Source organism: Natronincola ferrireducens (assembly GCF_900100845.1).
GTDB classification, from domain to species: domain Bacteria; phylum Bacillota; class Clostridia; order Peptostreptococcales; family Natronincolaceae; genus Natronincola_B; species Natronincola_B ferrireducens.
In genome coordinates this window covers 39,411-60,999 of sequence record NZ_FNFP01000001.1, presented here as the reverse complement: position 1 = coordinate 60,999, position 21,589 = coordinate 39,411, and the positions used below count along the sequence as shown (strand labels likewise).

The window sequence follows — 21,589 nt, the reverse complement described above, 5'->3', positions numbered from 1 at the left end:
TCTTTAAGATTTTGTCCTTCATTATTCATTATTCATTGTTCACTATTCATTAAAGCTTTTTTTTGTTCATTATTCACTAACTTAAGTTCGGTATTCATTGCTTTTAAAAAATGTTTTAGTTTTTCATTTTCCATTTTTAATTTTAAATTTGTTTTTCCAGCAGTATCCCTATAATAGTTTATTATATTTCAAACAAATAATAAACCCTTTTTAACAAATTTAACTTCCCCTAAAACTTCCTGCAACCATAAAAAAAGAAGCCCTTTTATAGCAAGGCTTCTGTTGGTGCTATGCTTCGTTAACTTGTCCTAGGGTTTCAACTTCTTCTACTTCACATTCTTCATTGATTTTTTCGTATTCTGTAAATATAGCATCTTGAATTTTGAATCTTGTGTCAGAATTGATAGGGTGAGCTATATCTCTAAAGTCTCCTTCCCCCATCTTTCTGCTAGGCATCGCGATAAACAATCCATTTTGTCCTTCGATAATTTTGATGTCATGTACAACAAACTCATTATCAAAAGTAACGGAAACGATAGCCTTCATCTTCCCCTCAGCAGCTACCTTTCTAATTCTTACATCTGTTACTTCCACCTGTCACTCACCACCTTCCCTTATGTCTATACTAAATTGTACCACAATTGCAATTAATTACCTTTATTCTCCATTAATTCCTGTTTTCCTTCTTAAATATTTATAAATTTCTTAATTTTTTTATGTTTTTTGTAAATTTATATGAGATTCGGATTAGGTTGTATATGAATAATCCCTTCTTTTAGGTTTTCTTCATCTAAAATAAGGAGGGGAATATAATCTTTCACCAGCTTTGTATCAGGCTCCTTAGTGGCAATCAATACGCCAATGTCCTCCACCTGGGTGTCAAATTCCTTCATCATATCCATCATTCCTCTAGCTGTTCCCCCTGCCTTCATAAAATCATCAATGATAATAACTCTAGAATTAGGCGGAATAGCCCTACGGGATAACGACATTTTTTGAATCTTTCCACTGGAACCAGAAACATAGTTGATACTAACGGTGGAGCCTTCGGTTACCTTGCTATCCCTCCTAAGAATAACAAGAGGTAAGTTCATGGCCTTCGCCACCATCATGGCCAAAGGTATTCCTTTGGTTTCTACAGTAATAATATAGTCCACCTCTTTATAGTCAAACTGACTGGCGAAAACAGCCGCTAGTTGATGCATAATGGTGGGAGAATAAATAATGTCCGCCATATATAAAAATCCTCCAGGAAGAATCCTTTCGGGTTTAGATAAGTACTGGACAGTCTCCTGTAGGATTTTTCTGTTTTGAGCCTTTGTAGTAAGGGGAATGTATTTTACTCCCCCAGCTGCCCCTGAAATTGTTTGAATCTTTCCTAAATTCATTTTTTCCATAGCTTGTTTTACTACTACAATATCTTCACTTATGGTGGACTTTGCAGCAGTAAACATTTCCGTGAAATAATTTAAGGTGAATATTTTATTAGGCTGATCCCCAAGAATTTTCATTATGGCAGCGATTCTTTCATTCCTTTTTAATTTTTCCATTAACTTCACGCCTCCAAAACTGAATGTTTTTTTATTTATTATCTATTTTATTCGTTTTTTTTTGAAAGCACAACAAATTTTTTCCCATCATGGTCTAGGCTCTATTAAAATTAGTATGCTTATTCTTTTTTTTATGTTATTATATTGAACATAGTTTCGTATTAATATAAAGGGAGTATTTGTAGATGTAGAGAAGGTTTTATATAAAGGTATAAAAATGTCAATAATAGTAATAGAACTATCTTTTTGTAAAGGAGAGAAGATTGTGATTTCTTTTGATTTGAGTGAGCATAAAATTCATCATATTCATTTAATTGGTATTGGTGGTATTAGTATGAGTGCTATTGCAGAGGTTCTTTTAAATCATGGTTATCGTGTATCGGGATCAGATATTAAACAATCCAATATAGTGGATAAATTAAAACGTCATGGTGCCGAGATTTTTATTGGTCATAGAGCAGAAAATATTCAAAATCCCGACTTGGTTGTCTATAGTGCTGCCATTAAAAGCATTAATCCCGAGCGGGTTAGGGCAGAGGAATTAAATATTCCTCAAGTGGACCGGGCAGAAATGCTGGGTCAAATTATGAAGAAGTATGAAAAGGCTATTGCAGTAGCAGGAAGTCATGGTAAAACCACCACCACTTCTTTAGTATCTCTTTTGCTAGAATATGCTGATCTAGACCCAACCATTTTGGTGGGTGGAGAATTAGATGATATTGGGGGCAATATAAAAATCGGTAAGAGCCAGCATTTTATTACAGAGGCCTGCGAGTATGTTGAAAGCTTTTTAAAACTTTTTCCCTTCATTGGAATTATTTTAAACATTGATGAGGATCATTTGGATTATTATAGGGATTTAGATCATATTAAAGAAGCCTTTAGAAGCTTTGTGAAGCTTATCCCCCAGGAGGGCTTTCTGGTGGCCTGTAACGATGATTCTAATGTAAGGGAGGTATATGGTGTTGGGAATTGTAATGTCATCACCTACGGGATTAACATTCCTTCGGATTTTATGGCAAAGGATATTATCTTTGATAGGGAAGGTCATCCTATGTTTAAGGTTACTTATAGGGGTGAGGACTTTGGCGATTTTCATTTGAGTATTCCTGGTGTTCATAATGTTTATAATGCCTTAGCTTCTATTGCCACCTCCCATATACTGGGAATAGATACTGGAAAAATTGCTGAAAATCTTAAACGTTATCATGGTATCCATCGACGTTTTGATATATTAGGGGATGTAAAGGGTGCTAAAATTGTAGATGATTATGCCCATCATCCTGTTGAAATTAAGGCTACCCTGGAGGCGGCCAAACAATATCCCCATAAAAAAATATGGGCCATATTTCAACCCCATACCTATAGTCGTACAAAGGCTTTATTGAAGGAGTTTGCCGATGCCTTTGGTTCAGCAGATTACATCATTATTACCGATATCTATGCCGCTAGGGAGCCAGAGGATTGTGAGGTTAGTAGTAAAAAGCTGGTTTCCTTGATGGACCCCAAGCTAGGGGCTAGATATATGGAGGACTTTGAGGAAATTGTTGATTATGTTTATGAAAACATTCAACCAGGGGATTTGGTGTTGACCATGGGGGCTGGAGATGTCTATAAAATTGGAGAAATGCTACTTAACAAATTTCAGTAGCCGTAATTTGTAGAGGAAGATAAAGAAAATACAAGCCGAGGGGAAAAATTCCCTTCGGCTTTTGTATTGGCCTACTGTTGGTAGGTCATGATTAATTCTTCTTGATTTTTTAGTTCTATGGTGGTGGTTACTTTATTGGAATAGGGGTTTACTGTGGATTCTAGGGTTTCTATTTCTCCTTTGTTGTATCGTCCTATCACCAAGCTCCACTGGTTGCCTAGGGGGCTATCTTCATGATACCAATTTTCTCTACCAAAGTAATAGATGTCATTCCGATAGTAAAGGGTTAATTGTCCAGAGATTTTTTCAGCGTTGGTGGTGATTTTCCATAGCCTATTGATGGGGAGGATGTCCTCTATTTCTTCTACCTCCATAAGGATACTATCTCCCCCCTTTATAGCATGGACTTCTAATTTTCCCATGGTCCATCCTCTACCATCTGTAAAGTATAGGGTATCTCCTGCTTTATAATTGGCTAACTGGATTTCAGCCCTATACCTATCTCTTTTGTCCTGTTTAATATGGGTTTTTAAATACCCATACCTCAGCTCTATAAAATCCAATATATTTTCTATATAGTAGTCATCATCTCCTAAGTCCCCATGATGATTCTGGGAATGAAGACGAAAGGCTTCTTCAGATGGTTGAATGCCAACGCTGTCCTCAATGGCTTTCCTAAGGTTTGAAGTTTTTCTCTTAAAGTAGTTAGGGGAAAATGTTTCCTCCATAAGGTACTCCATTCTATCGTAAAGCTTCTGCCTTAGTTCATCTGTCGTCATAAATTTTGTTATGATATCATTGTTACGGTGTCCGTGCTGAATCATATGATATTCGTAGGCAAAAAAATTATTGTCCACATATTCCCCCGGTCTAAAGGTGGAACCGAAGGTTAAATCCTTATCCCAAGGTATAAGCCTCCACCTCCCATTAGGAGCCTGGTGGTCAATGTAGAGCCAATAATCATCTCCAAAGGAGTCTACATCCCCTATAAGGAAATGAATAGCCAACCAGTCTATAAATTCCTCGAGATAAAATTTCTCTTGAAATCCCCTATAAAATTCTTCTCCTGCTGGTGTATCATATATCCAGCTGGCAAGCTGGGCTAAAGCACCCCAATCAGGTTTATTGCGATAATCAAAATTTTCCTTTAAAAAGTCTTCTTTTTCTTCTATACTGTCGATATTATAGCCAAATAAAGAGCTTCGGTCTATTTCCTCTTTATCTATGTTTCTTATAAATTCATCCCTAACCAAGGTTCCATTTGGGTTTAAGCCTGCATTTTTTAATAGGTTTTCATCAATCCTTTCTATGTGGATATACAGCCCCTCATAGATATCATTGATATATAGGTCAATATATTTTGCCCTAGGTGCTGGTAATCCCAATTCCTTAAACATGTCCATGGCAAGCTTTTCCCTCATCAAGGAAGGATCTGTATAGGAGGCATTTAAGTTCAGTCTATTGCTGCCAAAGATAAAGTCCTGCCCCTCCTCAAAACGGATATGAAAAGACTTTTTAGGTAGGTATCTGGTGCTGTCACCGCGGAATCGAACCTCTACCCTTCTTTCCTCCCCCTCCTGTTGAGAAAGCTTTATATAACCATCTAGTCGTTGGCTATCAAGGGGGTCCCTCGTATATAAATCCTCTAGATTATCTTCCTCCATATACAAATATAAGGGTGTAACTTCTTCTATAGAATCTTCTTCTATAGTATCCCCTTCATCAACAATATTTTCACCTTTAGGGGAGTGACTAACAGGGCTTGTCCCCTTTTCATAAAAAACAGTACCACTTATAAATAAAGTGATGATAATTCCTAAAATGATGATAGATTTATACTGGCTCCACTTTTCTTTCACCGTTACATTCCTCCTAACAATTTAATGCTATAATGCTAGTTTATTATACCAAATAAAGAATTATCTACCAATTAAAAGCAGATTCCCAAAAGCAGATTCCCAAAATCTATGATTTTGTGGAAGTCGCTTTCCCAGAGGGCAAACCACTTCTACAGAGGGTAGGTATAAAAAAAAGATGGAGGATCTCCATCTTTTATTCGTCTTCTTTTTCTTGTATATCGGTACTTTCTCTAGATACCCCATACATATCCAATAAAAGTCCTCGGGTTTCTACTGGATCATAAAAGTAGTAGGATACACCACCTTTATATCTAGCCTCTCCAGGAAGCACGTTCATGGTGACATTTTCCATGTTTAGACCTATCGCACTTGTGGCGTGTCGTAGGAGGTTTTGAAGCTCCATATCAGTCCTTACAAATCTAAAGGTATTTGTGACCAATCCTGGTAAGTTCCCTAGGCTCATGGCTTTTTTCAGAGCCGCTTGTATAAATTCCTGTTGAGCTTGAATTCTTCCTAAATCACCATCCCTATCCAGTCCTCCACTGCCGGGAGTGGGTTTACGGTATCTTAAAAACTTTACCGCATTCTCCCCATTTAAAACCTGCTGGCCTGCTGGTATGTTGATAATTAAAGGTGGTTTGTCATAGTCATCCCTATATATCATAGGCTTTGGTATATAGACAGGAACCCCCCCAATGGCATTGACAATGGATTCAGCCCCTTTGTAGGTGATGGTAACATAGTAATCCACGGGTATATCAAGTAAAAGATCGCTGACAACGGTCTTTACACCAACTGCCCCATGGTCTCCATAGGCTGCATTGATTTTAGCCTTCCCTGGCCCATCATAGCCCACCCTTGGATAATAAGTATCCCTAGGTATTGATATAATATCTAGTCCCTTTTCTTCTGGATCAAAGGACATAAACATCATCGTATCACTTCGTACTCCCTCTAGTCCTAGGACAATAAAATTTATCCGACGACTTTCTGCCGCAGCCCGTAAAAGCTCGTCCTTAATTTCAGGCTCCATCTCCTCAAGGTCTGCGCCTTCTGTATCCCTTATGGGAGGTAAGTTGTCGTTAGGAGATCTTTCCCTCATAAAGGTGTTAAAGGCAAAAAATATACTGCCAAACAATAAAACAAAGCATACAAAAGCTACCCCAAATATTTTTAAAAAAATTTTCATTTTATTCACTTCCCAATCTCATCTAGTTCTCAATATCAGCATCATTACACCTGCATTAGATTATATCAAATTATGTCATAAAAATCTACAGCAGGATAAATTTAATCATATTTTCCACTTTTGCAAAACTAAAATTTACCCCTACAAAAGCTAAAACTTCTGGCCTAAAACCCTCACAAAATTTATATAGGGATCATCGGTTCCCTGTAGTAGGCTCCCTTCTTCCTTTAACATAAAAATATAGTCTATCATCTCCTGAGTGATTCGTTCCCCTGGAGCAATAATGGGTATTCCAGGGGGATAAGCCATGATGGCTTCTCCACTAATTTCTCCATCAGCATCCTCCAGTTTTATAATCTTTTTATTGCTATAATAGGCATCCCTTGGAGATATAACAACCTCAGGATTTTTTAAGACACCACTTTTAATTTTAACAACTTTTTCTTTTCTATATTTAGTTGCTATATCCTTCAGGGCTTCTACCAGGGCTTCTAGCTGAAGCGCCGTATCTCCTACACTGAGGATGGCTAAAACGTTGTGATAATCCCCTAACTCCACCTGAATATTGTATTGATCCCTCAATAGATCGTAGGCTTCATAGCCCGTCATGCCTAAGCCTGCAACACAAACCCCTAATTTGCTTTCATCAAAATGATGAACCCCTGGTGAGCCAATTAGCTCTTTCCCAAAGGCATATAAACCTTCTACTTCATTGATTTTCCTTCTAGCCTCCCTACTGAGCTTCAAAAGCTTTTCTAGCATAGCTCGTCCTTCCATAGCCAATTGCTTACGGGCAACATCAATGCTTGCCATTAATAAATAGGAGGCACTGGTGGTTTGCATAAGGTTCAAATTTTTCTTAACGATGGCAGAATCTATCATACCCTCCCTCAGTAATAAAAGGGAGCTTTGGGTCAGAGATCCTCCGGTTTTATGGGTGCTGACGGCGCTCATATCTGCCCCCGCCTCCATTCCACTAATAGGAAAAGCTTCATGGAACCTTAGGTGGGCCCCATGGGCTTCATCTACCAACACTGCCATCCCATGGCGACGGGCCAGTAGTACTATTTCTTTTAGGTTGGAGGTGGCACCATAATAGGTTGGGTTCATCACCATAACCGCCTTGGCATCAGGATGCCTAGCTATGGTTTTTTCCAAGTCTTCTAAGGTAATACCCATGGCAATCCCTAGTTTTTCATTGATTTGTGGCTGTATATAAATAGGAAGGGTGCCACTCAATATAATCCCTGATATGGCAGACTTATGGGCATTTCTAGGGAGAATAATCTTCTCTCCTGGTCTGCAGGCACTCATGATCATGGTTTGAATTCCTGAGGTTGTTCCATTGACTAAAAAATACCCGTGATCAGCATGGAAGGCTTCAGCCGCTAAGATTTCTGCCTCTTTAATGACGCCAATGGGGTTACAGATATTATCTAAGCACTTCATAGAATTTACGTCTATTTCCATTATTGTCTTGCCTACATATTCTGTAAATTCTTTTAACCCCTTACCGTGCTTATGGCCTGGAACATCAAATGGGATAATACCTCTTTTATGGTATTCCCTTAATCCTGTAAATATTGGTGTTTGATTTTGATTGAAATTTGTCATAAATCTCCCCTCTCTTGTTTGCATCTTTTGTGGAAAAAACAAAGGGACAGGTTCGTCCCCTGTCCCTTTGTTTTTTTATTGTATTTTGTGAAGGTACCCAACACCCAATAAAAGATCCACTAGATCATCTGGTTTTTGGGTCATTTGGTTTTTTATGCGAAAATCTTAATAATCTCTGCCACTACTCTAGCACTGTCTACTAAATCCTTAATGTATATATGTTCCTCTAAAGTATGGGCCTTTTTTTCTCCTATCCCTAGATTCACAGCTTTAATACCATTGCCATTTAAAATGTTGGTGTCACTCCCCCCACCAGTGGCAGCAGTATAGCCTTCGATGCCAATGGCTTTAAAGGCTTCCTTTGCCTTTGCTATGATTTCTTCCCCTTCCTCTATTTTAAAGGGAGGATACATCCTTTCCACATCCATTTCTACCTTGCCACCAAAATCAGCTGCTGCCTTTTCAAAGGCAGCCACCATATGGGCGGTTTGGATATCCAACTTGTCCTCTGAAAGACTTCGAGCTTCGGCTTTAATTTCCACTAGAGGTGTTACAATATTGGTGGCTTCTCCCCCAGTTATCACACCGATATTGGCGGTAGTTTCTTTATCTATTCTTAATAGCTTCATGTTGTCGATAGCTCTAGCGGCGATCATAATGGCACTGACACCTTCCTCTGGAGCTACTCCAGCATGGGCTGGTTTTCCAGTTATTTTAGCATTTACCTTGTCTTGAGCAGGACCTACCGTAATGATTTCCCCTGGAGATCCACCGCTGTCCAGCACAAAACCGTATTGGGCATTTAGCTTGCTGTAATCAAGGTTTTTGGCTCCAACTAACCCACCTTCTTCCCAAATACTGAAGACAACCTCTATATCACTGTGGGGGATGTTATTTTCCTTTATACTACGAATGCCCTCTAGTACTGCAGCAATACCGGCCTTATTATCTCCACCTAGTATAGTAGTGCCATCGCTATAAATAGCGTCGTCTTTAATAATTGGCTTTACCCCTTCTCCTGGTTTTACGGTGTCCATATGACAGCTAAATAAAATGGTGGGACCATTCCCTATTCCCCTTAGCTTTCCAATGACATTGCCTGTTTCTCCTCCCACAGTTTCTCCAGCATTGTCTATAAAAACTTCTAAACCTAAAGCCTCCAGCTTTTCCTTTAGAATTAAAGCAATCTTTCCTTCCTTGCCAGAATGACTATCGATTTTTACTAATTGTAAAAATTCCTGTACTAAACGTTCTTGATTTGCCATAATCTTTCCCCTTCCCACTGTTAAAATAAAGTTAATGCTATACTTCTTATTCTATGATGTTTTATTATGTAGTATTTGTTAAGACCCCTATAATTATATCATAAAGATTAATTATGGGTAAAAGCAAAGAAGCGGAAAATATACTTTCCGCTTCTTCAATAAGAGATGAAGAAGTTTTTCTTATCTCTAATAATACATTTTATTATTACTTTTGTTATTACTTTTATTATTACATTAATATATTAGCTCCAGGTCCCAATGGTAATCCTAATACAAACCATAGAACGAATAATAGAATCCAACCTACCATGAATAATAGGGAGTAGGGTACCATTGTGGAAATGATTGTACCGATCCCTGTTTCTTTGTCATATTTTTGAGCAAAGGCTACGATTACCGCAAAATATGACATAAGTGGTGTAATAATGTTGGTTGTAGAATCACCAATTCTGTAGGCTAATTGTGTAAACTCTGGGGAATAACCAATAGCCATTAACATTGGTACAAACACTGGTGCCATAATAGCCCACTTAGCTGAAGCACTTCCGATAAATAGGTTGATAAATCCTGATACAAAGATGAAACCTATTAACATTGGAATGCCTGTCATACCTGTTGACTGTAGGAAATTTGCACCTTTAACCGCTAAAATTGTTCCTAGGTTTGTCCAGGTAAAGTAACTTACGAATTGGGCTGCAACAAAGGCAAGTACTAAATATCCACCCATTGTTGACATGGCTTTACCCATGAAGCCAGCGATATCCTTATCATTTTTCACTGTTCCGGCTCCGATACCATAGGCAATACCAGGTATCATGAAAAATAAAGCAATAATTGGAACCAATCCCGCCATAAAGGCTGAACCAGCCAATAATTTTCCATCTTCAGCTCTTAAAATAGCATTTTGAGGAACTGTCATGATCAACAGACCTATTACAAATACTATGAAGGCAATACCAGCAAATAGTAGTCCTCTAGATTCCTCTTTACTTACACCTTGAATGTCGGCTACTTTATTACCTGTATATTTACCTAATCTTGGCTCAACAATTTTCTCTGTTACAATGGTACCTATAATTGTAATCAAGAATGTGGAAGCAATCATAAAGTAAAGGTTAGCTGTTGGTTGTACCTCATAGCCCGGCATGTACATTTGTGCTGCTTGTTCAGACATACCACCCAGTAATGGATCAAGGGTACCAACTATTAGGTTGGCACTGAAACCACCGGATACTCCGGCGAAGGCAGCTGCTAAACCCGCCAATGGATGTCTGCCAAAGCTTAAAAAGATCAATGCCCCCAATGGAACCAACACAACGTAGCCTGCATCAGACGCTACGTTTGACATAACACCAGCAAAAACAACTACCGCTGTAATTAGTTTTTGAGGTGTACTTAAAACTAGTTTTCTTAGACCTGCTTGTACTAGTCCTGTACCTTCAGCAACCCCAACCCCTAACATGGCCACAAGCACTGTTCCTAATGGAGCAAAGCTTGTAAAGTTGGTGACGGCATTGGAGAAAATTCTTCTAATACCATCTACTGTTAACAGACTGACAGCTTCAACAGTTGCCATCTCAGTTTCGCCGCTTCCAATAATAATTCTTTCGAATTCTACTTTTATTCCGGCTGACTCAGCTATCGCTGAAATAATAATTACAGCTAAACTGAAAATAGCAAATAGAGTAACTGGATGGGGTAGTGTGTTTCCTACTACTTCAACCATGTCTAAAAACTTATTAAAAAGTCCGCGTTTTTTTACACTTGTAGTTTTTATACTCATTATTTGTCCTCCTTACGATGAATAGTGTATAAAAGAATGTATAAATGTTGTATTGCCAGTATATATTACAATTTGTAGATTTGTCAAACGTTTTTAATAATTAAAAAATATTGTAAATCCTGTGATTTTTCAGATAAGAATATGTACTCCTTATAACTTCTTTGTTTTATTGTTTACTAATGCTTTTATGTAATTTTTGGAATATGTTCATTTTTAATTTTTCCCTTTGCAGCCTGCTTTCCAGTTACATTATTCGTTAAACATTTAACTCTTCTGAATATTTATGTTTTTTTCTTGTTCTTCCTCTATAATTGTTATAAAATTAATATTAAATTTCTTAAAGCAGGAGTGATGTTTATGTCAAAACATATTATCGATGAAGCTAAACGATGTTTAAACTGCAAAAATCCCCAGTGTACAAGGCACTGTCCTATAGCCACCAATATTCCTGAATTTATCCAAAATCTTTTAAATGGAAATATTGAAAAAGCCGGAGAAGATCTTTTTGAAAACAACCCTTTGTCCATTATTTGTTCCATTGTCTGTCCCCATGAGGATCAGTGTGAAGGGGGCTGTATCCTAGGTAAAAAGGGGAAACCCATCAACATTAGTAGAATAGAGAATTATATATCAGACTATTATTTAAGTATTCCTAAAGTCTATACCATTGAAAAAAAAGTAGGTAAAATTGCTATCATTGGTTCTGGTCCAGCTGGATTAACCACCGCTTTTGTTTTGGGAAAAAAGGGTTATAACATCACCCTTTTTGAAGCGCAGGATAAAATTGGTGGATTTTTACGCTATGGTATTCCTAAATTTAGGTTGCCCAATAGAATTCTAGATATCTTTAGTGAAAACCTAAAAAGTATGGGGGTTAAAATTAGACCCAACACTTTAATTGGTCCTATTATTACTATCGATACGTTATTTCGAGATGGTTATGATGCTGTGTTTATTGCTACTGGTGTGTGGAATCCCAATACCCTGAATATAAAAGGAGAAAGTCTAGGAAATGTTCATTATGCTGTTTCTTTTTTAAAAAATCCCGATGTTTTCTCTCTAGGTAATAGGGTTGTTGTTGTGGGGGGCGGGAATACAGCAATGGATGTAGCTAGAACCGCCATTCGTAAAGGTTCTAAGGAAGTGACTATCTTATATAGACGAGATGAAGATAGCTTACCTGCCCTTGGTTCCGAGGTGGAGCTGGCTAAAATTGATGGTGTGAGGTTTGAATTTTTAGCCAGTCCTATAGAAATTATGGAGGATAAAATCATCTGTGTAAGGAATGAAATAATAGGGGATAAGATCCTTCCCATAAAGGATTCTAGGTTTACAATAGATATGGATTCCACCATTATTGCCGCCAGTCAGGGGCCTAGAAGTAATATTGTATCCCATACCACAGGAATAAAGGTGGATGAAAGGGGTCTCCTTGTTATCAATGGGGAAGGTATGACTACTCGAAAAGGTGTATTTGCTTCTGGAGATGTAGTTACCGGTGCAAAAACCGTGGTTGAAGCAGTTCATCATGCTAAGCTGGTTTGTGATAGGATCGAAGAATATATTTATAATCAATATAACAATAGATAAAGTAGGTGCTAGGGATTTATTTAATATCCTTATTAATTTGTATAAAAGTTCTTTTATATTGAAGGAACAACACCTAAAAGTGGCGGAGAAAAATCTCCGCCACTTTTTGCTATTTAGTAAAAGAAGTCAATTCCTCCTGGGTAGCCGTAGAAAGGTCTTCTACGACGTCCAGCTAACAGTTGTCTAATGATAAGGATGGTGATTAAGTCCCTTAAGGGTCCTCTTGCTCCCCATTGCTCAGCACTGGCTTCACTGGTGGTACACATGCCATAAACTTCATCTACCATTACATCAATAAATGTTGGGTCTACTTGAGGATACATTCTAGGGTTGGTATAGACATCATGTCTTCTACATACTTCCTCTACCCTTGGATAAACCCTTTTATAGATATCTGGATACATATCTATCAGATAACCTCTATGATCATAATAATCCATATATCTATCGGGGATACCATGGTAAGGGTATTGGGGGTAAGGATAGTGACTAGGATTGTGATACATTTTTCTTCCTCCTTTCTTTTTTCGATATATATTATGCAATTTATGAAAATTGTGGTACCCCCAATCATATAATTAAAGATAGAATCTATGCTAAATAACTGGAGGTGACTAAATGCTTACCTTTTATCAAAATGTAGTTTATAACTTTTTTATTTCTTTAGGGGTATTATTGGGGGGATGCCTGCTAGGTGGAGTAGCTGCCACTTTAAATGGTCAACCCCCTTTAAAAACCATGGTAGAGCTCTGTGAAAGGATTAAAATATGGGCAATCGTTGTGGCCTTAGGGGGTACCTTCCCCTCCTTTAAGGTTCTGGAGACGGGTATTTTTAATGGAGAAATCCGTAGCTTAGTGAAGCAGTTAATCTATGTATTAAGTGCTTTACTGGGGGCTCATATTGCCTATAAGCTTATTTACTATTTAGAAGGTAGTGGAAAGCTATGAAAAAGCGATTGACCTTAACGGCTGTTTTCGCCATTGGTTTTATTTTGGGGTTGACTGTGATGAATCTTTTTCATCTCCACACCTTAGATCGACTGTACCGTGTTCAAAATCAATTAACCAATCAGCTGTTGGACAAAGAGCTTAAGCTGGAGCGGTTGAATGAAAGCATTCAGAGTAACAAGGCCTCTATTGTAAAGAACTTAATCGTTGATGTGGAATTTGAGGGGAATTTACTGCTAAAGGATGAAATTCAAAAAAACATTCATTTTTATATGGCTGATTTAGTTGGTAGAGAGCTATGGCGTGTAGATGGAGAAATGATTTATAAGATTTTAGAGGGTAGAATTTTTGAGATTGAAAATCGTCAGGTTAGGTTAAGGGTGCAATATATCATCATCAGTGAGGAGATTAGAATTTCTGTAAAGGCACAAATGATAGAAAAGTTGTAATAGTGTACTAAAGAAGGGGGTTGACAAATATATTAATAGTAGACATTGAAATTTGATAAGGGGTGAAACAATGCATATTTTTGTCGTTAAAAAAAGAAATCTTTATATCGTCTTAGCTTTAATTGTTATACTTATTGTTGGTTTGTTGTTTTGGATTTTTACCCGAGATAAGGCGGTAAGTAACTACTCTACCATAAAGTATACCTATAATAACCTGTTACCTAAAGAAGCCAAGGATCTAATGGATGACAATCCCCATGTGGTGATCCTAGATGTAAGAAACGAAAAGGAATATAACAAAGGGCATTTAGAAAATGCCTTTCTTCTTCCTTTAAAGGAATTAAAGGCTCGAAGGACAGAACTGGATGAGGGAAATATTTATTTGGTTTATTGTGATAATGGGAAAAACAGTAAAAAAGCTTCTAGGTTTTTAGCAGAATCTGGTTATCCTAGGGTTTATACCTTAGTAGGGGGGTACAAAAAGTGGCCCTATGAAATTACAAAGTCGGTTATTGATTATGATTGATGGGTAGCGGGCTGCAGAAATTTTGGAGCCCGCTGTTGTTTGGGTTCTGTAAAAGTAATCGACACTAAATCCCACTTTTAGGTCCTATGCTTTTTTTAAAGGACAAAAATTAAGTAAATAGATAAAAGGTAAAATGTCAATATAAATACTGAATCCCACCCTACAGTAAAGAAGGTTCTACTGGAGCGGTAAAAAAGACCGATGACAGCAATACAACTTAGGACAATCCCTGCCATGGCGGTTATGGTATGGTCTATATGGGCAACAGTAAAGATAGACCCTCTATAATAGGCAATGTCGGTTAAAACAATAATGAGCATGTTAAAAATATTGCTTCCAAAAACATTACCAACTGCCATATCATAGGCTCCGATTTTAATGGCCGCTATAGAAGTCACCAGTTCTGGTAAAGAGGTGGTGGCAGCTATTAATAGGGTTCCTACAAAGGTATGTCCCAATCCCGTTTCCAATGCAATAGTATCTCCTAGTTGAGAGAGGGTCATCCCTGCCCAAATAATAATGGTACAGGCCAATCCAAACCCAATGATGGCCCTTGTAAGGGTAATACTATTATTGTCTACTGTTTCTATATTTTCTGGGGCCTCCACCTTAGTCCTTTTGTTTTCATATCGAACGATGAGGATAGAACCATAAACATAGATGGCAAAAATAATAAAGCTACTAATACTAACCCAGCCTATTTGAGGATCTAGTCCTCCTATTTGACTAATCAAAATAGCCAGTGCTCCAATGGCAGATAAAAGAACCCCCAGCATCCCAGCCAATATATGATTCATCTTGACCTTTACTAGTAGTGGTCCTTGTCCATGTAAAACATCTATTAAGGCTAGAATCATAATATTGAAGGTGTTACTACCGTAAACATTACCTATGGCAATATTAGGAGCATCAATGAATGCGGAGGTAACACTTGTTACCAATTCTGGCAGGGAGGTGGCAGCGGCAATCAATATCCCACCAACCAAACTATGTCCCAGCTTGGTTTTGGAGGCGATAACATCTCCATATTCTGAAAGCTTGGTGCCAGAAATAATGACCATAGCAGCACTTAAAATAAATAATAAGTAGGTGTTAAGCAATTTGTATCCCTCTCTCTTTCCTTCTATTCCTTAGATTTTCCAAAAAACCTAATGCTATGTAATCAAACGAAAACTGTTACGTAGCGGAGTATAGGCTCCGCTACATTTATTTCCCCGTGTATAAACAATCAATATTTAGATTGGATCATCTGCTCTCGATGAAGCCTCTGTTGATTTTAAGGGTTCTACCACCTTGCCTGTGTTGGCATCGATATGCATCAGCCAATATCCAAATCCCTCTTGCTTAAATTGTAGGTAATGGGATGGATGCCAGTAAACAAAACCTGTATTCCCTCTATAGGGCTGCTCCCCTTTGTTGTTTTTTCCAGGAATACCATATACATAATATTTAGCTTTTTTCTCTTCATCATAGGCAATACCGAAAATATGATGTTGATATCCATAAAGCTGTTTTTGATATTCAGATCCGTAATGATAGGGGTAATGATAATAATAGGGATTTACCATTATTTCAATATGAGAGATAAATGGCATATAGCTTCTATAAATGGTCTGGGCATTATATTGGATTTGCCACCACTGATAGTTCTTTAAATTGTTATCAAAGGGTTCTACCCTTGGAAAGATCTTAAGGGTACTTTCCACATACTTTTGCAGTGGTTGGACTTCCTTCTTGTTTTCTACAGTATCCCAGTCCTTTTCAAAGCTATAAGTGCTTTTAGGTTTATTTGTTTGTTCTTGGACTTTTATAGCTTCCTTTGGGGCTCCTTTTTGTTCTTCAGACTCTTTTATTTTAAGCTCTTCTTTTTTGACTTCTTCTGTTGGTTTTTCTAAAGGTTGTGATGGAGCCTTCTGAATCGGCTTTTCCTTTGGCTTTGATGCTGGTTCTGATTGTTGTTTTGGTTCTGATTGTTGTTTTGGTTCTGACTTTTGTTCAGGCTTTACCTGTGGTTTTTCAAAGGTGTTTTCCGCCTCATTTCTGCTGGAACCATAAACTTTTTTCTGAAGAATTGGTCTCCAATTCACCTTTTCCTTATGTATATAACCCGCCAAAGGTGCTATAACCCTTTGGGATTCTTGGAAGTTTTCTACTACCACCGCCAAGGTGTCAAAATCCTCTATTGTCTTTTTTAATCCCTTTACATTTTCTGCATAAAATTCCCATAAAACTTCACCTTTTCCATTGGTGTCTATCCTAATAGGTCCGATATCTACAATAACAGGATCTAAGTTATCTGTTGTATTGATAAGGTATAGGCGATAGCTCTCCTTTTTTTCATCTAATTTTTTTAAGTTCTGGCAATATAAAGACAGTGTACCGTTGTCGTTCCTTACTTCAATTTTGCCATATCCCTTTGTTCCTTGTGATTTTGATATGCTGTAGCCCTTATCTTCTTCTTCTAATATGACAAAATATCTTCTATATCTTCTTTTCACCGTCTGACCCCCCTTTACAATATTCATAGAAATTTACACCTTTCTATTAATATATGTAAAAGGGGAGGAATAGTTGCCAGTAATTGAAGGTTAACGATTATTTTCAATCTTCAACCTTTTATATTTTATAGCCTTGCTGCAAATTCGTTGGCCAGGGTTGCAAATTCTTCTATTGTTAAGGTTTCTCCTCGTCTTTTTTCATCAATTCCAGCAGCCCCTAATGCCTGCCGGACTAAGTCCTTATCAAAGCCTAAACTCCCTGTACTCAAAGCATTGAGTAGGGTTTTTCGCCTTTTTCCAAAAGCGTCCTTCACCGTAGCAAAAAATAACTTTTCCTTCTCTACATGGACCTTAGGTTTATCTAGGACATCTAAACGTATAACCGTGGAATCCACCTTCGGTTGAGGTATAAATACGGAGGGTGGTACCTTCAATAGTATTTTGGGATTGCAATAATATTGAACCGCAACAGAAAGGGCCCCATAATCCTTGGTGGAGGGCTTTGCCTCCATCCGTTGGGCTACCTCCTGCTGTATCATAATGGTCATGGAGGTCATGGGGACTTTTTCCTCTAAAAACCTCATAATGATAGGGGTTGTAACGTAATAGGGGAGATTGCCTATCACCTTGACCTTGGCTCCATGGAATTTTTCCTTTATAAGTTCCTTTATATCTACTTTTAAAACATCCTCATGGATAACCTCTACATTGTCGTAACCCTGTAGAGTGTTTTGTAAAATAGGTATAAGGCTTTTATCTATTTCAATAGCTGTTAAAGCTTTAGCCCTCTCAGCAATATATTGTGTTAGGCTTCCAATGCCAGGGCCCACTTCTATCACATAGTCTTCCTTTGTAATATCGGCGCCTTCAACAATTTTGTTTAATATATTTTCATCTATCAAAAAATTTTGGCCTAGGCTTTTAGAAAACTTAAATTGATATTGTTGAACAATTTCCTTTGTTTTTTTAGGTGTTGCAATTTTATCCATATGTATCATCCCTCTACCTTCCTAAAATTTTTAACGCCTTTTGCCATTCCTCCCGTGTGATACCATAATTGTTTATTCGGTTTAAAAATTGTTTTGCATTACCATAGCCTATACCTAGTAGCTTTCCTAAATGGTCCCGTCTTACAGCTGCTTGTTCACTTCCAATTAATTGATTTATGATTAAGTCCCTCTGGGTAAACTCCTGCCTTTTTTCTATTGTCTGACTACGGGCATTTTTTAATGCAATTAAAATGTTTTCTGGTGAGGCATTTTCAATGCCAATGTCACCGTTCTTCATGGCTTTTTCTCTAGGGAGAAAAGCATGCTTACAATTGGGAACCTGTGCTGCAATGGTCTTTCTAATTTTTTCTCCTGCAAAATCAGGATCTGTAAAAATAATGACTCCTCTTTTTTCCGCTGCTCTTTTTATTCGTTCCATTACCCCAGGGGGCAAAGCAAAACCTCCTGTTGTAATCAGTTCTGCATCAACTGCTCTTTTTATAGCTGCCACGTCATCTTTTCCTTCTACCACAATAATTTCCTTAATCACCCTTTGATTCTCCCTTTATGATGAAATTTAGCGGAGAAAGTATTCTCCGCTATCTACGACTTAATCCAAAATATATACTTTTACTTTCCTTCTTCCAAAACGCAAGGCATCTTCACGACTTTCAAAAAACAGGTCAATTTTATTCCCTCTAATGGCACCACCTGTATCCTCTGCACTGGCTATACCATAGCTTGGTGTTCTATCCATAGATTCTATATATAATTTGGTTCCCAGGGGTATAACCCTAGGGTCTACAGCCACAACTCCAGGTCTTACCTTTGTTCCACTCCGAGTTATACCATAGTAGGGGTCTCCAGGGGTTTTTCCTGTACTTTCATAGCCAGCAGTATAGGCTGATGCCTCCATAACGATGACATCCTTATATCTTCTACTATCCCCCCTTGTAGTTACCAAATATCTAGATGTTCCTTTTTCAACGATTTCATTAGTGGCTTCCTGGATTATTTTTTCTTCTATGACTTCCCTAGACACCTCTAAACCGTCTTCGTAAGTAACCTCCAGCAAGATTTCCTTCACGCCGGAGCGACCTTCTTGGATTCTTGTGGTTTTTCCATAGTCTAAATCATCATTATATTTTATCGTTGTTTGGTAGGGGATTTCTTGATTTTCTGTAATAGTTTCTTTTAAAATTCTAGTTATTCTTATGGTATCCCCAGGTTCCAAGGTTGATTGCAGGTCTGGTTGGACCTTATCCATTTGTCCTAATTCTATATATAGGGAGTTCAGTGCTTCCTCCACTGTCTTTCTTGATGTAACAATGGTTGTTTCTTCATTGCCATCAACCAACTGAATCTCAAAGGCCCTGTGAATAACGATTCTATCACCGTCGGTAACCCTTTCATGAAGTTCAGGAATAACCTTATCTTCTTCACCAATTTCTATACCCTGCTTGTTTAATAGGCTTTCTACTGTTCCACCAAAGGTGGTTATGTTTATCTCGTTTCCATCACAGACAAGTACTACATCTTTTCTAATAGCCATGGCACTAAAGGTCGTCATCAATATGGCTACAGACAAGACAGCAATAAAGACTTTTTTGTTGATTCCCCTCAAAAAATCCTTACTGCTATTAAAAGTTTCCATACATATTCCTCCTATTTTTTTGTATTGTCCTAGTAAAAGCCACAATACAGTTTTTTCCTAACAGTTAACCTTGGATGCCTTTTGTTAACTGTTTACCTAGGGAATAAGTCTTTTTAATTTTAAGCCAATGTCTTTGGTTTGTCAACATTTTATCCATTTAATGGATATTGTTGAATTTTTTTCAACATTTTCATTATTTCCTAAAAATAATATTTTTATTCCTTTCTCTGTTTTCATTATATGCCAGAAGCCTTTAAAAATTTCTTAAACTTGTCTGTGTTTGTTAATAACCTTCTATTGTTTTGTAATATGTTGTCATTTTCCCGGGAAATAATAGGAATAATGAAAAACATGGTCATCCATCATTTTGTTGCCCCTAATCTTCTCTGTAGGACATAAAAAAGAATGGCTATACCTTAATTATCAATGTAGCCATTCTTTTCCTATTTTCTAAAATATCAGCATTTATCATTAACAAAGCCTATACTTTGAAATTAGCAATAGTATCTAACCTAACAGAGGGGACATTTAAAGGATTTGATCTGCCATGAGATCCTCTGGATTGATGGTGGGGATATTTACTGGTTCATTGAAGTCATAATATCTAAATACACCCTTGCTTACGCTGTGGTTTTCTACAGTGCCGGCCTTCATATGGATAGCCTGATCTACCTCCATTTTATCCATCAGCTTTGTTTCTTGGTGAATATAGTATTTGTACTCAACCTCCATTTCCATTGCAGTCAGCATTTCATGAAGCATTAATTTAATAGCTTCCTCCATCTCTGCCTTTTCCTCTAGGGCCACTTCTCCAACCCCCATCATTTCTACCATAAGATCCATTGTGTTTTTTAGAATTTCATCCATAGCTGCCCTATAGGCCTTTTGATCTACAGTGATGGCCACAACATAATAGTCTTCCCCATCAATCTTTTCTTCTGGTAGATAGGATGCCCTCATACCAAATAGCTCCATTTGTTGTTGAGATATACCGGTATTTTTATCCATACTAGTTCCCAGCATTGCCTCTAGTTCCTTCATAAGGGGATCGATGTTTATTGCCATCCATTGCTCAGTCTCAGGAAACTTCATATACATCATATCCTCTGTCATAATCATTTCTACAACAGCCTCTACTACCTCTTCTCCTGCTTTAGTTGTTGTAGTCGTTACTAAATGAATCTGGTCATTTTTTTGATCGATGGCCCCCTCTAGGATAATATCCATGGTCATAAAAACCTCTTGGCCTTCTACCCTATCAATTACATGGGATTTCATATCCATATTCAAGGTATATTTCATGGTGTCAAATTTCTCTATCTTTTCCGTAACCTTTTCAAGCATTTCACTGGCGGTCATACCTTCCCTTGTAAAGACAGGCTTTGCCTTTCTCATCAATTCCTTTAACTCTTCAAGATTCAAAGAGCTTTTGGGGCTATAGACCTCCTTATCACCGTCTATGATTCCCTTCATCACACCATAGGTAACGTAGGGCTTTGCCCAACTGGAGATGAATTCTCCGTCTTTAAAGGCCAGATGTTTTTTCATCATCTCTGGTGTTACCTTTTCTGCCACATCTAATTCTCCAAAGCTTTTTATCACCATAGCTATTGCCTGTTCCTTTGTTACGATGTCATTGGGATAAAAATGATCTCGATAACCAGAAGCAATTCCTCTTTGAACGGCGGTTTCTACATAAGGAATATCCTGGGGATTGGTTACATCCGTAAAGGAAGAAGTTGAGGCTTTGTTTACATCAATATTGCCTAACTCCAACAATACTTTAACAAATTCTACACGGGTTACATCTGTGGCACTGATATCTGCCATAGCTGTCATGGTCATAGAAAAAATTAGTATGATACTTAATACTATGGCTATTTGGGATTTCTTCATAAATGCTACACTCCTTTGATTAATTTTTTATATAGTGTTATTTTACTATATATTTCTATTTATTAATAATATTACCATAATATTATACCAATATTTTCTATATTTATCAATGTGTCCCTAGTTCCATG

At 37.6% G+C, this 21,589-nt stretch carries 19 protein-coding genes; 5 read left to right on the top strand and 14 right to left on the bottom strand.

Features of this window, described 5'->3' with window-relative positions; translation table 11 throughout:
* Nucleotides 1–288 precede the first annotated feature (288 nt).
* Together spoVG and purR are read right to left on the bottom strand one after the other, a co-directional pair.
* The gene (spoVG, locus tag BLS22_RS00310) at nucleotides 289–594 is read right to left on the bottom strand and encodes a septation regulator SpoVG (RefSeq protein ID WP_090548656.1); all 306 of its coding nucleotides are present in this window, start codon (nucleotides 592–594) and stop codon (nucleotides 289–291) included.
* A gap of 137 nt (nucleotides 595–731) precedes the next feature.
* A complete protein-coding gene (purR, locus tag BLS22_RS00305) occupies nucleotides 732–1,550 on the bottom strand; it encodes a pur operon repressor (protein WP_090548653.1) in 819 nt (272 codons plus the stop codon).
* A 265-nt stretch (nucleotides 1,551–1,815) separates the two neighbouring features.
* Here purR and murC point away from each other — a divergent pair, with 265 nt between their 5' ends.
* The gene (gene murC, locus BLS22_RS00300) at nucleotides 1,816–3,201 is read left to right on the top strand and encodes a UDP-N-acetylmuramate--L-alanine ligase (RefSeq protein WP_330386443.1); all 1,386 of its coding nucleotides are present in this window, start codon (nucleotides 1,816–1,818) and stop codon (nucleotides 3,199–3,201) included.
* A 71-nt stretch (nucleotides 3,202–3,272) separates the two neighbouring features.
* On the opposite strand, the gene BLS22_RS00295 is transcribed toward murC, so the two are convergent.
* The 5 genes from BLS22_RS00295 to BLS22_RS00275 all read right to left on the bottom strand — a co-directional run bounded on the left by BLS22_RS00295 (nucleotide 3,273) and on the right by BLS22_RS00275 (nucleotide 10,911).
* Nucleotides 3,273–5,060, bottom strand: a complete 1,788-nt coding sequence (locus tag BLS22_RS00295; protein WP_090548647.1) for a CotH kinase family protein — start codon at nucleotides 5,058–5,060, stop codon at nucleotides 3,273–3,275.
* Nucleotides 5,061–5,253: 193 nt separating this feature from the next.
* Complete coding sequence (locus BLS22_RS00290; RefSeq protein WP_090548645.1) at nucleotides 5,254–6,249, bottom strand: LCP family protein; 996 nt, start codon at nucleotides 6,247–6,249, stop codon at nucleotides 5,254–5,256.
* A gap of 150 nt (nucleotides 6,250–6,399) precedes the next feature.
* Nucleotides 6,400–7,863 carry an aminotransferase class I/II-fold pyridoxal phosphate-dependent enzyme gene (locus BLS22_RS00285; protein ID WP_090548642.1) on the bottom strand — a complete coding sequence of 488 codons (1,464 nt, stop codon included), beginning with the start codon at nucleotides 7,861–7,863 and terminating at the stop codon, nucleotides 6,400–6,402.
* A 152-nt stretch (nucleotides 7,864–8,015) separates the two neighbouring features.
* Nucleotides 8,016–9,128 (bottom strand): M20/M25/M40 family metallo-hydrolase, encoded by a 1,113-nt coding sequence (locus BLS22_RS00280; protein WP_090548641.1) that lies wholly within the window; start codon nucleotides 9,126–9,128, stop codon nucleotides 8,016–8,018.
* A 229-nt stretch (nucleotides 9,129–9,357) separates the two neighbouring features.
* Entirely contained in the window at nucleotides 9,358–10,911 is a 1,554-nt protein-coding gene (locus tag BLS22_RS00275) for an AbgT family transporter (protein WP_090548638.1), read from the bottom strand.
* 357 nt (nucleotides 10,912–11,268) lie between these two features.
* Here BLS22_RS00275 and BLS22_RS00270 point away from each other — a divergent pair, with 357 nt between their 5' ends.
* Nucleotides 11,269–12,501 carry an NAD(P)-dependent oxidoreductase gene (locus BLS22_RS00270; protein ID WP_090548635.1) on the top strand — a complete coding sequence of 411 codons (1,233 nt, stop codon included), beginning with the start codon at nucleotides 11,269–11,271 and terminating at the stop codon, nucleotides 12,499–12,501.
* A gap of 113 nt (nucleotides 12,502–12,614) precedes the next feature.
* On the opposite strand, the gene BLS22_RS00265 is transcribed toward BLS22_RS00270, so the two are convergent.
* Nucleotides 12,615–13,007 carry a hypothetical protein gene (locus BLS22_RS00265; RefSeq protein ID WP_090548632.1) on the bottom strand — a complete coding sequence of 131 codons (393 nt, stop codon included), beginning with the start codon at nucleotides 13,005–13,007 and terminating at the stop codon, nucleotides 12,615–12,617.
* 112 nt (nucleotides 13,008–13,119) lie between these two features.
* On the opposite strand from BLS22_RS00265, the gene BLS22_RS00260 reads away from it, so the two are divergent.
* From BLS22_RS00260 to BLS22_RS00250, 3 genes are all read left to right on the top strand, one after another.
* On the top strand, nucleotides 13,120–13,449 hold the full coding sequence (locus BLS22_RS00260; protein ID WP_090548630.1) for a YtrH family sporulation protein: 330 nt from the start codon (nucleotides 13,120–13,122) through the stop codon (nucleotides 13,447–13,449).
* Nucleotides 13,446–13,898, top strand: coding sequence for a sporulation membrane protein YtrI (locus BLS22_RS00255; RefSeq protein ID WP_090548627.1), 453 nt, complete (start codon nucleotides 13,446–13,448; stop codon nucleotides 13,896–13,898). The genes BLS22_RS00260 and BLS22_RS00255 overlap by 4 nt, the downstream gene beginning before the upstream one ends.
* Nucleotides 13,899–13,968: 70 nt before the next feature.
* On the top strand, nucleotides 13,969–14,424 hold the full coding sequence (locus BLS22_RS00250; protein WP_090548625.1) for a rhodanese-like domain-containing protein: 456 nt from the start codon (nucleotides 13,969–13,971) through the stop codon (nucleotides 14,422–14,424).
* A gap of 95 nt (nucleotides 14,425–14,519) precedes the next feature.
* Here BLS22_RS00250 and BLS22_RS00245 read toward each other — a convergent pair whose 3' ends face one another.
* From BLS22_RS00245 to BLS22_RS00220, 6 genes are all read right to left on the bottom strand, one after another.
* Nucleotides 14,520–15,524, bottom strand: a complete 1,005-nt coding sequence (locus BLS22_RS00245) for a sodium:calcium antiporter (protein ID WP_090548622.1) — start codon at nucleotides 15,522–15,524, stop codon at nucleotides 14,520–14,522.
* Between the two features lie 135 nt (nucleotides 15,525–15,659).
* The gene (locus tag BLS22_RS00240) at nucleotides 15,660–16,949 is read right to left on the bottom strand and encodes a cell envelope integrity TolA family protein (protein WP_090548619.1); all 1,290 of its coding nucleotides are present in this window, start codon (nucleotides 16,947–16,949) and stop codon (nucleotides 15,660–15,662) included.
* A gap of 98 nt (nucleotides 16,950–17,047) precedes the next feature.
* Complete coding sequence (gene rsmA, locus BLS22_RS00235) at nucleotides 17,048–17,911, bottom strand: 16S rRNA (adenine(1518)-N(6)/adenine(1519)-N(6))-dimethyltransferase RsmA (protein WP_090551460.1); 864 nt, start codon at nucleotides 17,909–17,911, stop codon at nucleotides 17,048–17,050.
* A gap of 13 nt (nucleotides 17,912–17,924) precedes the next feature.
* A complete protein-coding gene (rnmV, locus tag BLS22_RS00230) occupies nucleotides 17,925–18,461 on the bottom strand; it encodes a ribonuclease M5 (protein ID WP_090548617.1) in 537 nt (178 codons plus the stop codon).
* 60 nt (nucleotides 18,462–18,521) lie between these two features.
* Complete coding sequence (locus BLS22_RS15455; protein ID WP_090548615.1) at nucleotides 18,522–19,565, bottom strand: 3D domain-containing protein; 1,044 nt, start codon at nucleotides 19,563–19,565, stop codon at nucleotides 18,522–18,524.
* A gap of 528 nt (nucleotides 19,566–20,093) precedes the next feature.
* Nucleotides 20,094–21,461: an S-layer homology domain-containing protein gene (locus BLS22_RS00220; RefSeq protein ID WP_090548613.1), complete on the bottom strand. Its 1,368-nt coding sequence runs from the start codon at nucleotides 21,459–21,461 to the stop codon at nucleotides 20,094–20,096.
* Nucleotides 21,462–21,589: the final 128 nt, after the last annotated feature.